The sequence below is a fragment of the Rhodoferax sp. genome, from assembly GCF_023700745.1.
In the GTDB taxonomy this organism is placed as follows: Bacteria; Pseudomonadota; Gammaproteobacteria; order Burkholderiales; family Burkholderiaceae_C; genus Rhodoferax.
Genome location: NZ_JAMPYG010000022.1, coordinates 1 through 14,816, shown reverse-complemented (window position 1 = coordinate 14,816; position 14,816 = coordinate 1). Strand labels below are relative to the sequence as shown.

Annotated in this window: 17 protein-coding genes; 10 read left to right on the top strand and 7 right to left on the bottom strand. The window is 60.9% G+C overall.

Annotated features, from left to right (window positions below; all coding sequences use genetic code 11):
* Genes NDJ10_RS13950 through NDJ10_RS13940 form a run of 3 tightly spaced genes read left to right on the top strand, consistent with a single transcriptional unit; the run spans position 1 to position 1,776 of the window.
* On the top strand, positions 1-423 hold the full coding sequence (locus tag NDJ10_RS13950) for a BLUF domain-containing protein (protein ID WP_296163347.1): 423 nt from the start codon (positions 1-3) through the stop codon (positions 421-423).
* 15 nt (positions 424-438) lie between these two features.
* Positions 439-1,281, top strand: a complete 843-nt coding sequence (locus tag NDJ10_RS13945) for a DUF429 domain-containing protein (protein WP_296163402.1) — start codon at positions 439-441, stop codon at positions 1,279-1,281.
* 9 nt (positions 1,282-1,290) lie between these two features.
* On the top strand, positions 1,291-1,776 hold the full coding sequence (locus NDJ10_RS13940) for a thermonuclease family protein (RefSeq protein WP_296163345.1): 486 nt from the start codon (positions 1,291-1,293) through the stop codon (positions 1,774-1,776).
* A 4-nt stretch (positions 1,777-1,780) separates the two neighbouring features.
* Here NDJ10_RS13940 and moeB read toward each other — a convergent pair whose 3' ends face one another.
* From moeB to gpmA, 3 genes are all read right to left on the bottom strand, one after another.
* A complete protein-coding gene (moeB, locus tag NDJ10_RS13935) occupies positions 1,781-2,551 on the bottom strand; it encodes a molybdopterin-synthase adenylyltransferase MoeB (protein ID WP_296163343.1) in 771 nt (256 codons plus the stop codon).
* An 8-nt stretch (positions 2,552-2,559) separates the two neighbouring features.
* On the bottom strand, positions 2,560-4,032 hold the full coding sequence (locus NDJ10_RS13930) for a S41 family peptidase (protein WP_296163341.1): 1,473 nt from the start codon (positions 4,030-4,032) through the stop codon (positions 2,560-2,562).
* Between the two features lie 82 nt (positions 4,033-4,114).
* Positions 4,115-4,858 (bottom strand): 2,3-diphosphoglycerate-dependent phosphoglycerate mutase, encoded by a 744-nt coding sequence (gene gpmA, locus NDJ10_RS13925; protein WP_296163339.1) that lies wholly within the window; start codon positions 4,856-4,858, stop codon positions 4,115-4,117.
* A gap of 96 nt (positions 4,859-4,954) precedes the next feature.
* Here gpmA and NDJ10_RS13920 point away from each other — a divergent pair, with 96 nt between their 5' ends.
* The 6 genes from NDJ10_RS13920 to nadA all read left to right on the top strand — a co-directional run bounded on the left by NDJ10_RS13920 (position 4,955) and on the right by nadA (position 9,301).
* A complete protein-coding gene (locus tag NDJ10_RS13920) occupies positions 4,955-5,362 on the top strand; it encodes a rhodanese-like domain-containing protein (protein ID WP_296163336.1) in 408 nt (135 codons plus the stop codon).
* 15 nt (positions 5,363-5,377) lie between these two features.
* Positions 5,378-5,638 carry a glutaredoxin 3 gene (gene grxC / locus NDJ10_RS13915; RefSeq protein ID WP_296163334.1) on the top strand — a complete coding sequence of 87 codons (261 nt, stop codon included), beginning with the start codon at positions 5,378-5,380 and terminating at the stop codon, positions 5,636-5,638.
* A 64-nt stretch (positions 5,639-5,702) separates the two neighbouring features.
* A complete protein-coding gene (gene secB, locus NDJ10_RS13910) occupies positions 5,703-6,152 on the top strand; it encodes a protein-export chaperone SecB (RefSeq protein ID WP_296163332.1) in 450 nt (149 codons plus the stop codon).
* A gap of 49 nt (positions 6,153-6,201) precedes the next feature.
* Positions 6,202-7,227 carry an NAD(P)H-dependent glycerol-3-phosphate dehydrogenase gene (locus NDJ10_RS13905; protein ID WP_296163330.1) on the top strand — a complete coding sequence of 342 codons (1,026 nt, stop codon included), beginning with the start codon at positions 6,202-6,204 and terminating at the stop codon, positions 7,225-7,227.
* Between the two features lie 30 nt (positions 7,228-7,257).
* On the top strand, positions 7,258-8,136 hold the full coding sequence (nadC, locus tag NDJ10_RS13900; RefSeq protein ID WP_296163327.1) for a carboxylating nicotinate-nucleotide diphosphorylase: 879 nt from the start codon (positions 7,258-7,260) through the stop codon (positions 8,134-8,136).
* A 43-nt stretch (positions 8,137-8,179) separates the two neighbouring features.
* Positions 8,180-9,301, top strand: coding sequence for a quinolinate synthase NadA (gene nadA, locus NDJ10_RS13895; protein ID WP_296163326.1), 1,122 nt, complete (start codon positions 8,180-8,182; stop codon positions 9,299-9,301).
* 16 nt (positions 9,302-9,317) lie between these two features.
* Here the strand turns inward: nadA and NDJ10_RS13890 are convergent, their stop codons facing one another.
* Entirely contained in the window at positions 9,318-10,223 is a 906-nt protein-coding gene (locus tag NDJ10_RS13890; RefSeq protein WP_296163324.1) for a DMT family transporter, read from the bottom strand.
* 106 nt (positions 10,224-10,329) lie between these two features.
* Between NDJ10_RS13890 and NDJ10_RS13885 the strand changes: the two genes are divergently transcribed.
* Positions 10,330-11,325 (top strand): quinone oxidoreductase, encoded by a 996-nt coding sequence (locus tag NDJ10_RS13885; RefSeq protein WP_296163322.1) that lies wholly within the window; start codon positions 10,330-10,332, stop codon positions 11,323-11,325.
* Between the two features lie 3 nt (positions 11,326-11,328).
* On the opposite strand, the gene lspA is transcribed toward NDJ10_RS13885, so the two are convergent.
* The 3 genes from lspA to NDJ10_RS13870 all read right to left on the bottom strand — a co-directional run.
* Positions 11,329-11,829: a signal peptidase II gene (lspA, locus tag NDJ10_RS13880; protein ID WP_296163321.1), complete on the bottom strand. Its 501-nt coding sequence runs from the start codon at positions 11,827-11,829 to the stop codon at positions 11,329-11,331.
* On the bottom strand, positions 11,829-14,723 hold the full coding sequence (ileS, locus tag NDJ10_RS13875; protein WP_296163318.1) for an isoleucine--tRNA ligase: 2,895 nt from the start codon (positions 14,721-14,723) through the stop codon (positions 11,829-11,831). The genes lspA and ileS overlap by 1 nt, the downstream gene beginning before the upstream one ends.
* Positions 14,713-14,816: riboflavin kinase (locus tag NDJ10_RS13870; protein WP_296163400.1), on the bottom strand; the 104-nt coding region annotated here is incomplete at its 5' end. The genes ileS and NDJ10_RS13870, both read right to left, overlap by 11 nt.

Here is a 14,816-nt window from a genome sequence, read left to right as displayed (position 1 = left end):
ATGTTGGTTCGTTTGCTTTACGCCAGCCGGGCTGTGGACACCAGTCCGGAGGCCATTGAATCCATCCTGCATCAATCACGGAACCACAATCCGTGTACCGGCATCACCGGTGTCCTGTGTTACGGCGGCGGCATTTTTTTGCAAGCCATTGAAGGTGGCCGCATGGCGATCAGTGAATTGTATGGCCATATCCAGCGCGATCCGCGCCACAAAGACGTGGTGCTGCTGCACTACGAAGAAATCTCCGAACGGCGCTTTGCCGGCTGGACCATGGGCGAAGTCAACATGACCCGCATCAATGCGTCGATTTTGCTCAAGTATGCTGAAAAGCCCGAGCTCGATCCTTATTCGGTCTCGGGTCTCGTGTCTCTGGCATTGCTCGAAGAGCTGATGGCCACGGCCTCCATTATCGGTCGCGCCTGAACGGTGCCTGTCCCGGTGTTGCTGGGGTGTGACTTTTCCAGCGCACCGACGTCCACAAAAACCATTGTTTTAGCGATCGGGGAGCTGCATCAGGGGCGCGTTCAGCTTTCAAAAATAGAACGTTTTGCCTCGTTTTCAGCTTTTTCCGATTGGCTCAAACAAGCCCAAAGTTGGATCGGTGCGTTTGACCTCCCGTTCGGCTTGCCGCGGGAGCTGGTGCAAACGCTTGGCTGGCCGACCGATTGGGTCGCCTGCATGGCGCATTATTGCGCGCTGAGCCGGGACCAGATTCGCCAAGCGTTTGCGGCTTTTTGCAATGATCGTCCGGTCGGGGGCAAGTTTGCCCACCGGGCGACCGATGGGCCCGCCGGATCGAGCCCGAGCATGAAATGGGTCAATCCCCCCGTGGCTTTCATGCTGCATGCTGGTGTGCCCTTGCTGCTGCAGGCTGGGGCCACACTGCCGGGTTTGTATGCGGGTGCGCCATGTGCAACAGATGACCCCAGCCCGGCACTGAAAATTGCGCTCGAAGGCTACCCGGGTTTGCTGGCGCGCGAGGTGCTGGGACGGCGAAGTTACAAAGCCGACGACAAGGCGCGTCAGACGCCCGAGCGTCTGATTGCCCGCAAGGACCTGATCACGGCGTTGGAGCAGGGGAACACCCGACTGGGTTTGCGGCTCAAGCTGACCCACGCCCAGCGTGACGCTTTGGCGGACGATGCCCGTGGCGATGCGCTGGATGCGGTGCTGTGCCTGATGCAGGCGGCCTGGGCGCAAACGCAGCACGACGCAGGGGATGCCCGCTACGGCTTGCCGGCCCATATGGATCCGCTGGAGGGCTGGATTGTGAGCGCCTGACGTTTTTCCATGTGGCAAAAAATTCTTTGTATCGGCTTGTTGTTCCCGCTCTGTGCGCACGCCAGGGTCTGGCTGGGCGAGGTCACGCATGTGTCGGATGGCGACACCCTGTGGATCAAGCCCGGGCGTGGCGTCGCGCCGCGTAAAGTGCGCTTGCTCGGACTCGATGCGCCTGAGTTATGCCAGGCCGGCGGCATGGCGGCGCGTGCTGCACTGCAAGCCCTGGTGGCCAAGCAGCCAGTGCAGGTGAGTGTGGACTTTCAGGACAGCTATGGCCGCGACCTGGCCCGTCTGCAGGTCGACGGACGTGATGTGGGCGCGACTTTGGTCGGTGCCGGTCATGCCTGGTCGAGTCGCTGGCGCGGCAGTGCGGGACCTTATGCGGTTCAGGAAGCCTCGGCAAAAGCAGCCGGATTGGGCTTGTTTGCCGACCCGGCGGCCGAGTTGCCGCGCGACTTTCGTAAGCGCCACGGCCCTTGTCAAACCGGGCGCTAGGCGTTCAAGCTTGGGCGGGTGCGGGTGCCGGGCTACCGCACACCGGGCAAGCCGCGTGACGGCTGATGCGAAGCTCGGTGAATTCCATGGCGCGGCCGTCCAGCATCAACAGGCGACCGGTCAGGGGACGGCCGGCGCTCGTGATCAATTTGAGCGCCTCGGCCGCCTGCATCGTGCCAATGATGCCCACCAGTGGCGCAAAGACGCCCATGGTGGCGCAGCGGGTTTCTTCAAAAGTGGTCTCGGGCGGGAACACGCAGGCGTAGCAGGGGGATTGGTCGTTGCGTGCGTCGTACACGCTCAACTGGCCGTCAAAACGAATGGCCGCTCCCGAGACGAGCGGTTTCTGGTGCGCCACGCAGGCTGCATTGATGGCGTGGCGGGTGGCAAAGTTGTCGCAACAATCCAGTACCACGTCCGCTTGGGCGACCAGGTGGTTCAGCAGCGCGGCGTCGGCCCGCTGTTGTACCGCGGTCACATGCACTCCCGGATTGATCTGGGCAATGGCCGTCTGGATGGACTGCACCTTGGGGCTGCCGACGCGATCCACCGTGTGGGCCACCTGACGCTGCAGATTGGTCATGTCCACCGTGTCGTGATCGACCACGGTGATGTGGCCGACGCCGGCCGAGCCCAAGTACAACGCGACCGGCGAGCCCAGGCCGCCGGCACCGATGATGAGTGCCTTGGCCGCCAGGATGCGCTCCTGGCCTTCGATCCCGACCTCATTGAGCAGGATGTGGCGCGAGTAGCGCAGCAACTCGTCGTCGGTCATGCCTGCCTTTAATTTTCTTTTGGCGTTTCGGGCCGCTCGACCAGGGTTTTGCTGACCACCACAGGCAGCCCCTTGAGCTGGTTCAAGGCCTGGGTCAGGGGAAAGTCCTTGGCCGAACCCAATTCGGGCAAACGACGCTCGGACGCCGGTTTCTTCATTTCTTCTTCGAACTTGATGCGGGCTTCTTCACGGGCTTTTTCGCGCGCGGCGTCCTTGACCTCGTCGCCCTGGCCGCTGGACAGGTGCTTTTCAAGGTCAGCCTCGCGCGTGCGCAGGGCGGCAAACAGGTTGCCGTCAGCGCTTTCGTCGACCATCACGTCAGGCACGATACCCTTGGCCTGGATCGACTTGCCACTGGGCGTGTAATAGCGGCTGGTGGTGAGTTTGAGCGCTGCCGTAGGACAGTTGTCCATGCGGTAAGCCGAATCCAGGCAGACCGCGGTCTGCACCGAGCCTTTGCCGAAGGTCTGGTTGCCAAGCAGCTTGGCGCGTTGGTGGTCCTGCAGCGCACCGGCCACAATCTCGCTGGCCGAGGCCGAGCCCTCGTTGACCAGCACCACCAATGGCACGGTCTTGAGCGCACCGCGTGTGACCTCTTCCAGGCGTTTCAGCGGATCGACACCCCCGCGGCGTTGGTAATAGCGCGGTGAGGCTTTGTAAACGAACTTGCTTTCTTCGAGTTGGCCATTGGCCGACACCACGGTCACGTTCTCGGGCAGAAACGCTGCTGAAATGGCTACTGCCGCATCCAGGTAGCCCCCGGGGTCATTGCGCAAATCGAGCACCAGGCCCTTGAGCTGTGGCTCCTGCTTGTAGATCTCTTCCACCTTGCGCGCAAAGTCGGCCACGGTGCGTTCCTGGAACTGGCTGATGCGCACCCAGGCGTAGCCGGATTCGATCATTTTGGCCTTGACGCTCTGGGTCTTGATTTCTTCACGGGTGATGGTGACCGGGAAGGTTCGATTTTCGTCCTTGCGGAAAATGCTCAACACCACTTTGGTATTGGGTTCGCCGCGCATGCGCTTGACGCCCTCGTTGAGCGTCATGCCTTTGACGGGCGTGTCGTCAATTTTGACAATCAGGTCATTGGGTTTGAGTCCGGCACGGTCCGCCGGAGAGTCTTCAATCGGCGACACCACCTTGATGAGACCGTCTTCCTGTGAAATTTCAATACCGACGCCGACAAATTTGCCGGTCGTGCCTTCATTGAAGTCTTTCAGTGCTTTCTTGTCCAGGTACACCGAGTGCGGGTCCAGTCCGGCCACCATGCCGGCGATGGCGTCGGTGATGAGCTTTTTTTCATCCACCGGTTCGACATAATTGGTCTTGACCATGCCGAAGACGGCTGCCAATTGCTGCAGTTCTTCCAGCGGCAAGGGGGCCAGCGCACCTCGCGCCACCGTTTGCAAAGACACGGTGGTCAGTGCGCCGGCAACCACGCCAACCGAGATCCATCCAGCGACTTTTAATTTGTGACCCATTGTGTTTCCAGACCCTGTGAGCGCTTAAGCGTGACCCATTTGGAGTGATGTACTCCGCCAGGGTTCCTTGCTGTCGCAAAAATTATTGTTTTCCCTGTGCTGCAACGGCAGCAGCTGCCTTGGCCGCAGCCGCTGCATCGCCCAGATAGTAATGGCGAATCGGTTTAAGCTCATCGTCGAGCTCATAGACCAGGGGGATGCCATTGGGGATGTTCAGGCCGACGATGTCGTCGTCGGAAATGTTGTCGAGGTATTTCACCAGCGCCCGGATCGAGTTGCCATGGGCCGCCACCACCACCCGTTTGCCCATCCGAAGGGCGGGGGCCAGTGCTTCGTTCCAGAACGGCATCACGCGCGCCACGGTGTCTTTCAGGCATTCCGTCAGCGGAACCTGCTCTGGGTTCAACTTGGCATAACGCACATCACTGCGCTCGCAGCGCGGGTCGGTAGGTTCCAGCGCAGGGGGCGGCGTGTCGTAGCTGCGGCGCCAGATAAGCACCTGGGCATCGCCATATTGTTTGGCCATGTCGGATTTGTTGAGGCCTTGCAGCGCGCCGTAGTGACGTTCGTTCAAGCGCCAGCTGTTGACCACCGGCAGCCAGGTGCGGTCCATTTCATCGAGGACATGCCACAGGGTGCGTGTGGCGCGCTTCAGGACGCTGGTGTAGGCGATGTCAAATTCATAGCCTTCGGCCTTGAGCAGCCGGCCAGCGTTTTTGGCCTGTTCCAGGCCTTCCGGGGTCAGGTCCACATCGGTCCAGCCGGTAAAGCGGTTTTCCAGGTTCCAGGTGGATTCGCCATGACGAATCAAAACGAGTTTATGCATGTTAAATAAAGGAATAAATGCAGGCGTCGGGGCAATGCTGCTGCTGCATTCTAAAATGCGCGGCTTGCTACAAGTCCCTTACCTAGGAAATTACCCGTGAAATTTATTCTTGATAACTGGATGTTGATTGCCGTTGCCCTGTCGGCGGCCACCATGCTGATGATGCCGATGATCAAAGGTGCCGGCCAGGGCAACTTGACACCGGATGGCGCGGTGCAACTGATCAACCGTGAAAAAGCCGTGTTGATCGACATTTGCGAGCCCAACGAATTTGCCGCAGGTCACCCGATTGGTGCCAAAAACATCCCAATGGGGCAATTGGAAGCCAAGTTGCCCACCCTGGTCAAGAACAAGGCCTTGCCCGTGATTCTGGTGTGCCAGTCGGGTGCGCGCAGCAGCCGGGCCCTTGGCATTGCCAAAAAGTTGGGCTATGAAAATGTGCAGTCGCTGGCCGGTGGCCTGGGCGCCTGGCGCTCGGCCAATTTGCCGGTAGAAAAAGCCTGAACCGGGGAGACCAAAATGCAAGCCGTCAAGATGTACACCACCGCCGTTTGCCCTTATTGCATCCGCGCCAAACAACTCCTCAAAGCCCGTGGCGTTGAGCAGATTGAAGAAATTCGCATTGACCAGCTTCCCGCTGAGCGCGACCAGATGATGGCGACCACTGGGCGCCGCACCGTGCCGCAAATTTTCATTGGCAGCACCCATGTCGGTGGCTGTGATGACCTGGTCGCCCTCGACGCCCAGGGTGGCCTGACGCCGCTGTTACAGGCGGCCTGAAAAACACCAATATTTCTCTGCATCGCTCGGATGCAAAAACCGCTTTTTTAACTGAAAGACCCTCATGGCTGAAACCCAAGACCCCATTTTTCAAATTCAACGCGTTTATCTCAAAGAAGCGTCGCTGGAACAACCCAATTCCCCTGCCATCCTGCTCGAACAGGAGCAGCCCACCGTGGACATCCAGTTGGGTGTCAATGCCGGCCCAGTGGCCGACGGTGTATTTGAGGTCATGGTGACCGCCACCGTGCAAACCAAAATCAAGGACAAGACCGTGTTTCTGGTCGAAGCCACACAAGCGGGTATTTTCGAGATCCGCAATCTGCCGCCAGAGCAAATGGGCCCGATCATGGGCATTGCCTGCCCGCAAATCGTTTATCCCTACCTGCGCGGCAATGTGGCTGATTTGATTCAACGCGGTGGCTTCCCCCCCGTGCACCTTTCAGAAATCAACTTCCAGGCCATGTACGAGCAGCAGCAAGCGGCGCAGGCTGAGCCGGCTCCGGCACAGTAATCTTCATGTCCGGCATCTGCGTGCTGCCTTGACGCCGGCCTGAGCCGAAATGAAAATCATCGTTCTGGGGGCTGGCGCTTGGGGTACGGCACTGGCGGCAAGTGCTGCCCGTCAACCTGCGACCCATGCCGTGACGCTGTGGGCGCGCGACCCCGTGCAGCTGGCGGCGTTGCAGGTGCAGCGTGAAAATACGCGGTATCTGCCGGGTGTGCGCTTGCCGCCTGCGCTCGCGTTCAGCGCCGACCCCTTGACCGATCTCAAGGCCTTGGTGGTCGATGCCGATCTGGTGGTCGTTGCGACGCCGATGGCGGCCTTGCGGCCCATGCTGACGGTGCTGGCGTCCTGCGCGGCACCGGTGGCCTGGGTTTGCAAAGGTTTCGAAGCCTCGGTGCTGGGTGACATCGGGTTGCTGGGCCACGAAATTCAGGCCCAGGTTGCGCCCGCCATGCAGGCCGGTGTGCTCAGTGGTCCCAGCTTTGCGCTTGAGGTGGCGCGGGGTCAACCCACCGCCCTCGTGGCAGCCAGTGCGCACGAATCGGTGCGCCAAGCTCTGGTGACGGCCTTCCACGGCCCCGCTTTGCGGGTGTATGCCAATGAAGACATCGTCGGCGTCGAGGTGGGCGGTGCCGTCAAAAACGTGCTGGCCATTGCCACCGGCCTGTGTGATGGATTGGGGCTGGGGCTCAATGCCCGCGCCGCCCTGATCACACGGGGTCTGGCCGAGATGACCCGCCTCGGGCTGGTGCTGGGTGCCCAGGCCACCACCTTCATGGGCTTGAGCGGCTTGGGTGATCTGGTGCTGACCGCCACTGGCGATTTATCGCGCAACCGGCAGGTCGGGCTGGCTCTGGCGCAGGGCCAGACCCTGACGCAAGCCACGGCCGCGCTGGGCCATGTGGCCGAGGGTGTTTACAGCGCCCGCACCGTGGTGCAGCGCGCCGCGCACCTGGGCGTGGACATGCCGATCGCCCAAGCCGTGGTGGCCTTGCTCGACGGCCTGTTGACGCCGCAGCAGGCGGTGGCTGATCTGATGGGGCGGGAGCCCACTGTCGAGCAACTTGACGTGGCCTCTTGAAATTGAGCGTTTGAACAGGGACACTTTGACATGACTGCTTATTTTGATTTTTCCCCCACTTTTCTGGCTGAACTGGCAACTGCCGATGTCGCCAGAGCGTTTCAGGAAGATGTGGGCGCCGGCGACCTGACCGCTGGCCTGGTCGATCCGACATTGCGCGCCCATGCCCGCGTGCTGGCACGAGAGAGCGCCGTGATCTGCGGACAGCCCTGGGCCGAAGCCGCCTTGCGCCAGATGGACCCCGAAGTCGACATCGCCTGGCTCGTCCCTGAGGGCCATCGCTGCCATGTCGACCAGGTGGTACTGGAAATCCATGGCCAGGCCAGGGCCTTGCTGACGGCCGAACGTACCGCGCTGAACTTTTTGCAATTGCTCAGCGCCGTTGCCACCAAAACCAGCGACTACGTGCAGGCCATCAGCGATGTGCCTGGCAGTCAGGCTAGCATTGTCGACACCCGCAAGACGCTGCCTGGTTTGCGTCTGGCGCAAAAGTACGCGGTCCATATCGGCGGCGGACTCAACCATCGGCTGGGACTGTATGACGCGGTCCTGATCAAGGAAAACCACATTGCCGCAGCCGGTGGCGTGACCGCTGTGTTGCACAAAGCCGCTTTGGTGGCGCCGCAGGCCCGTTTTATCGAAATCGAGATCGAAACCCTGGCCCAATTGAGCGAGGCACTCGATGCTGGCGCTGGCATGGTATTGCTCGACAACATGGGTTTGTCCCAGTTGCATGAGGCGGTGCAACTCAATGCCGGCCGCGCTATTCTGGAGGTGTCGGGCGGGGTCAACCTGTCGACGGTGTGCGCTATAGCAGCCACCGGCGTGGATCGCATTTCAATTGGAACCCTGACCAAAGACATCAAGGCAGTCGATTTTTCGATGCGATTTGCCACGGAGCCGCTATAAACGGCGCGAACAAACGTTGATTTTTCAGAATCGGGAGGTAGCCATGAACATGACCGTCAAAGAAGTTGACTATGAGCAGCCGCTAGCCGATGCCAGTGGCTCGGTCTGCGCCACCAAACATGCCTGGGCACGGGTGCCCGAAGAACCCAGCCGGGCTGAGCGTGCGGTCCTGAAAGACAAGATCCGCCGCCTGCTCAGGGAAAAAAATGCGGTGATGGTGTCGCATTACTACGTGCATCCCGACTTGCAGGACCTGGCCGAAGGAACGGGTGGCCTGGTCAGCGACTCGCTGGAGATGGCCCGTTTTGGTCGCGACCATTCGGCGCAGACGCTGGTGGTCTCTGGCGTGCGTTTCATGGGAGAAACGGCCAAGATCCTGTCGCCTGAAAAACGTGTGTTGATGCCCGACCTCGAAGCCACCTGTTCACTTGACCTGGGCTGTCCGGCGGATGAATTCAGCGCTTTTTGTGATGCCCATCCCGACCGTACCGTGGTGGTCTATGCCAACACCAGCGCGGCGGTCAAGGCGCGCTCAGACTGGCTGGTCACTTCGAGCTGCGCGCTCGACATTGTCAAGGCGCTTAAAAACAAGGGCCACAAGATACTGTGGGCTCCTGATCGTCATCTGGGCAGCTATATCCAGCGCGAAACCGGTGCCGACATGCTGATGTGGAACGGCTCATGCATTGTTCACAACGAGTTCAAGGCCCTTGAGCTGCAAAGCCTGATGCAGCAGCACCCGGGTGCCAAGGTACTGGTGCATCCCGAGTCGCCGGCCGAGGTCGTGGCGCTGGCGGATGCCGTGGGTTCGACCTCGGGCATCCTCAAGGCAGCCCATGAGATGGACGCCGACGTGTTTATTGTGGCTACCGACAATGGCATGATGCACAAACTGCGCACCCTCAACCCCGGCAAGCTGTTTCTGGAAGCCCCCACCTCGGGCAACAGTGCCACCTGCAAAAGCTGTGCCCACTGCCCCTGGATGGCCATGAACAGCCTGGCTGATGTGGCCCGTGTGCTGGAAACCGGCGCCAACGAGGTGCAGGTGGACCCCGCCATCATCCCTCGGGCCCGGCTGCCGATTGATCGCATGCTGGCGTTTACTTCGGCGCTCAAAGGCGGTCACGATGCGGGCAGTCTGGTGCCCAATATCGGGGCTGCCTGAGGCGCGACCTGTTGCTTCACCGCCGCGAAGCTGACACCCAGATGCCGCCCACGATCAGCACAAACGCCAGGGCGTGGTACAGGTGCGGCAGCTCCCCTAAAAAAGCGGCTGACAGCACGGCGGTGAACAAAGGTGTCAGGTTGATGAAAAAACCGGCCACCGACGGGCCAGCCCGTGCCACTCCGGCGCCGTAGGCACGGTAAGCGAGCAGGGCCGGGCCCATGGCGATGAACAGCAAGGCCAAAGCCAGGCCCCAACTCACATCGAGTCGACCCCAACCCAGCGACCACTCCACGCCCGCAGACAGGCCCGACCAGACCAGGCCAAAGGCAATTTGCGCCAGCAAAAACGCAGACCAGTCCTTCCTGATCCCGTCCGGTTCGGTGGTCGGGTGGGCCAACATCCAGCTGTAATAAGCCCAGGCAGCGGACGCCAGCAGGATGTAGAGGTCACCCGGTACCAGGTGCACTTGCAAGAGCACGTCCAGCTGCCCCCGGCTTAACACCAGCAACACGCCGCTGATCGACAGCAAGGCGCCCAGCCATTGCTTGCCTGAAATCCGGATGCCAAAGAAAATGCGTCCTATGAGGAGCGTCCAGACCGGCGTGCTGGCGCCTACCAAAGTCACATTGATCGGGGTGGAGGTGTTGAGCGCCAGGTAGAGCAGGGCGTTGTAGCCGCCAATGCTGAGCAACCCCAGTACCGCAAAACGTCGCCAGCTGGGCCACAGGGCACTGTCACGGCGCAGCACCGGGGCGGCCAGCGGCAGCAGCAAAACAAAGGCAATGGCCCAGCGCAGCAGGTTGAGCGTCATGGGGGAGACCAGCGGGGCGACCAGTCGCCCCAGCACGGCGTTGCCAGCCCAGAATATGGGCGGCAGGGTTAACAAGAAAATGGTGCTGGGGCTCAGTTTGGCATGCATGGCAAGACTGTAACAAGGCTTGGGGTGATGCCTGATGCCCTTGTGGCAGCTTTGATGGCTGAATCGTGGCAACATCGTTTCAGATTAACTTTTCAGGAACTTGAAGATGACAACGACTTCATCGCGCGCCATTCGTATTGACCAACATGGCGGGCCAGAGCAGCTCAGGCTGGTGGACGTGAACGTGGCAGAACCCGGGCCCGGTGAGATCCGCATCCGCCATCATGCCGTGGGGCTGAACTTTATTGATGTTTATCAGCGCAGCGGCCTTTACCCGATGACGCTGCCGCAGCAACTCGGCATGGAGGCGGCTGGGGTGGTGGAGGCGGTGGGCGAAGGCGTGATGCATTTGCAGGTTGGCGACCGGGCTGCTTATGCCAGTCAACCACCCGGCAGCTATTGCGAGTTGCGCGTGATGCCGGCCAAATGCGTCTGCAAGCTGCCCGATGCCATCAGTTTCGAAACCGGTGCGGCCATGATGCTCAAGGGCCTGACAGCGCAGTACTTGCTCAAAAAAACACAACCCCAGGGCGGTTTGCAGCCGGGTGACTTCGTCCTGTTCCACGCCGCGGCGGGCGGTGTCGGCCTGATTGCCTGCCAGTGGGCCAGGGCGATGGGTTTGCAGCTGATCGGCACCGCAGGCTCGGACGCCAAATGCGCGCTGGCCCAAGCCAATGGTGCGGCGTTTGTCATCAACTACGCCTGCGAAGACTTTCTGGCGCGCGTCAAGGAAATTACCGGTGGCAAAGGTGTCAAGGTGGTCTATGACTCGGTGGGCAAGGACACCTGGGACAAGTCGCTCGACTGTTTGGCGCCGTTTGGCCTGATGGCCAGCTTTGGCAACGCATCAGGCCCGGTGGCGCCGTTTGCGCCCGGCATCCTGGGAGCCAAAGGCTCGCTGTATGTGACGCGGCAGACGTTGTTCACCCACATTTCAACCCGTGAAAGCACACAGGCCATGGCTGATGATCTGTTCGAAGCCGTGACCAGTGGCAAGGTGCAGATCCACATTGACCAGCGCTACAAGCTGGAAGACGTGCAGCAGGCGCACCGCGATCTGGAAGCGCGCAAAACCACGGGTTGCTCTATTTTGACCTTGTAAGACTCAGCGCCCGCGCCGCACCCTGAGCAGTTCGTCCAGGATCAGGCAGGCGGCGCCGACGGTGATGGCGCTGTCGGCCACATTGAAGGCCGGAAAGTGCCAGCCGCGCCAGTGAAAGTCCAGAAAGTCCACCACATAGCCGTACAGCACGCGGTCGATCACGTTGCCCACGGCACCGCCCAGAATACTGGCGATGGCGAAGGCAAACAGTGTTTGTCCTGCATGTTTTTTGAGCAGCCACACCATCAACAAGGCGGCACCCGCGCCGATGATGGTAAAAAACCAGCGCTGCCAGCCGCCCGCGCTGGCCAGAAAAGAAAACGCCGCGCCGCTGTTATGCACCCGCACAATGTTGAAAAAAGTGGTCACCGTGGTGCTATCGCCCAATTGGTAGTAGCCCATGATCAGCACTTTGGTGAATTGGTCGGCAATCAGTAGCAACATGGCCCAGCCGAGCCAGGCCAGCAGGTTGATCCCGGCGGGGGTGAACGGCTTGCGCGCCATCAGGCAACCCTGCGGGCTTCGCCCGCGCCAAACAGGTTACTGGTGCAGCGGCCACACAGTGTGGGGTGGGCTGCGTCCACGCCGACATCGTCACGGTAATGCCAGCAGCGCTCACACTTGATGCCGTTCGAGGTGCTGACCTGGATGGTCATGGCCTCACCCGCATGCAAGTCAATGGCGGAGGTGATGAAGACAAATTTCAGGTCTTCACCCAGACTGGCCAGCAGGGCGTGGTCATCGGGATTCACCGTCAAGGCCACGTTGGCTTGCAGCGACGAGCCCAGCTTGCCATCGGCGCGCAGCACTTCAATTTCCTTGTTGACGGCGTCGCGAAGTTCGCGAATGCGTGCCCACTTGGTCAGCCGCGCAGCATCGACTTCTGCCATGGCAACATAACGGTCCATGAAAATTGATTCGCGCGTCGCCGCCGGCGTTTTGCCCGACTCACCCAGCACTGCCCAGGCTTCTTCGGCGGTGAAGCTCAAAAACGGCGCCATCCAGCGTAGCATGGCCTGGGTGATTTGCCACAGCGCCGTTTGCGCACTGCGCCGCGCCAGCGATTTGGGCGCAGTGGTGTAAAGCCGGTCTTTCAGGATGTCGAGGTAAAACGAGCCCAAATCTTCGGAGCAGTAAATTTGCAGCTTGGCCACCACCGGATGAAATTCATAGACCTCGTAATGCGCCAGGATGTCGGCCTGCAAGGCAGCGGCGCGGCTCAGGGCGTAGCGGTCGATTTCCAGCATCTGGTCCAGCGGCACGGCATCCATGGCCGGGTCAAAGTCGCTGACGTTGGCGAGCAAAAACTTCAGGGTGTTGCGGATGCGGCGGTAGGTGTCGACCACGCGCGCCAGAATTTTGTCGTCGCCGGCGATGTCGCCCGAATAGTCGCTGGCCGCCACCCATAAACGGATGATCTCGGCGCCGAGCTTCTTGCTGGTTTCCTGCGGATCGACGCCGTTGCCGGCGCTCTTGCTCATCTTGTGGCCCTTGCTGTCCACGGTGAAGCCGTGCGTCAGGATGCCTTTGTAGGGCGCTCGGCCATACATGGCACAGGCCGTCAACAGCGACGAGTGGAACCAGCCGCGGTGCTGGTCGTGGCCTTCCAGGTACAGGTCGGTTTCCGGGCCGCTTTCGTGTCCAGCGCCGGCATGCGAGCCCTTGAGCACCGTGGTGTGGGTGGTGCCAGAGTCAAACCAGACTTCCAGAATGTCGCTGCTCTTGGTGTAGCTGGGGGCGTCAGCGGCACAGCCCACGCGCGCCAGAATTTCTTCGGTGCTGGCCTTGCTCCAGGCCTCAATGCCGCCTTGTTCAACCATATCGGCGGCAAGGTCCAGAATTTCCATGGTGCGCGGGTGCAATTCACCACTGTCCTTGTGCAGGAAGAAGGGCAGCGGCACGCCCCAGCTGCGTTGACGGCTGATGCACCAGTCGGGCCGGCCGGCGATCATGTCGCGCAGCCGCACCTTGCCGTTCTCGGGATAAAACGCGGTGTTTTCAATCGCTTCCAGCGCAATCTTGCGCAGTGATTGGGGCGCTTTGTCCTTGGTGAAAACGCCTTCGCCTTCGTCCATGCGAATGAACCACTGGGCAGCGGCGCGGTAGATCACCGGTGTTTTGTGGCGCCAGCAATGCGGGTAGCTGTGCACGATGTCGGTGCTGCAAAACAGGCGACCGGCTTCGCGCAAGGTGTCGATGATGACCGGGCAGGCTTTCCAGATGTGCTGGCCGCCAAACAGCGGGAAGTCGGCGGCGTAAGTACCGTTGCCTTGCACCGGGTTCAGGATGTCGTCGTATTTCATGCCGTGGGCCACACAGCTGTTGAAGTCTTCCACACCGTAGGCAGGCGCTGAATGCACGATGCCGGTGCCATCGGTGGCACTGACGTAGTCGGCCAGGTAGACCGGGCTCAAGCGGTCATAACCAGTATCGACCGCGCTGAGCGGGTGTTTGAAGTGGATGCCGCCGAGCGCTTTGCCGTTGGTGGTGGCCAGCACCGTGCCGCTCAGGCCAAAGCGTTCCAGGCAGGCGTTGACCAGGTCCTGGGCCAGCACCAGCAGGCCGCGCTCGGTCTCGACCAGCGCGTAGGTGAGTTCGGGGTGGGCGTTGAGCGCCTGGTTGGCCGGAATGGTCCAGGCGGTGGTGGTCCAGATCACAGCGAACGCGTCTTTGGCGAGTGCGTCCAGGCCGAAGGCGCTGGCCAGTTTGGCCGGCTCGGCGCACAAAAAACCGACGTCCAGGGTTTGCGATTTCTTGTCGGCGTATTCAATCTCGAACTCGGCCAGCGACGAGCCGCAGTCAAAACACCAGTACACCGGTTTCAGTCCGCGATAGACAAAACCGCGCTCGATTACGCGTTTGAAGGCACGAATTTCTTCGGCTTCATTCTTGAAATCCATGGTGCGGTAGGGATGGTCCCAGTCGCCCAGCACGCCCAGGCGCTTGAAGTCTTCGCGCTGCAGGTCGATTTGCTCGGTGGCGTAGGCCCGACTCTTGGCCTGCATGTCGTCACGTGCCAGTTTGCGGCCGAACTTTTTCTCGATCGCGTTCTCGATCGGCAGGCCGTGGCAATCCCAGCCGGGGATGTAGGCCGCGTCCAGCCCTTTGAGCTGGCGCGCCTTGACGATCATGTCTTTCAGGATCTTGTTGACGGCGTGGCCCATGTGAATCTGGCCGTTGGCGTAGGGCGGGCCGTCGTGAAGGATGAATTTGGGCGCACCTTGCCGGGCATCACGCAGTTTTTGGTACAGGCCTTTGTCTTGCCATTGCTTGACCCATTGCGGTTCGCGCTTGGGCAGGTCGCCGCGCATCGGAAACGGGGTGTCAGGCAGGTTCAGCGTACTGCGGTAGTCGGCTTTGCCGGCGGGGCCGACGGCATCAGGTGTCTTAGTGGTCATGGTGGCGCAAGGTAGCAAAGTAGGCACGGGCGTGCTCGCAGTCCTGACGGATGCCAGCGGTCAAAGCGTCCAGGGAGTCGTATTTGAGTTCGT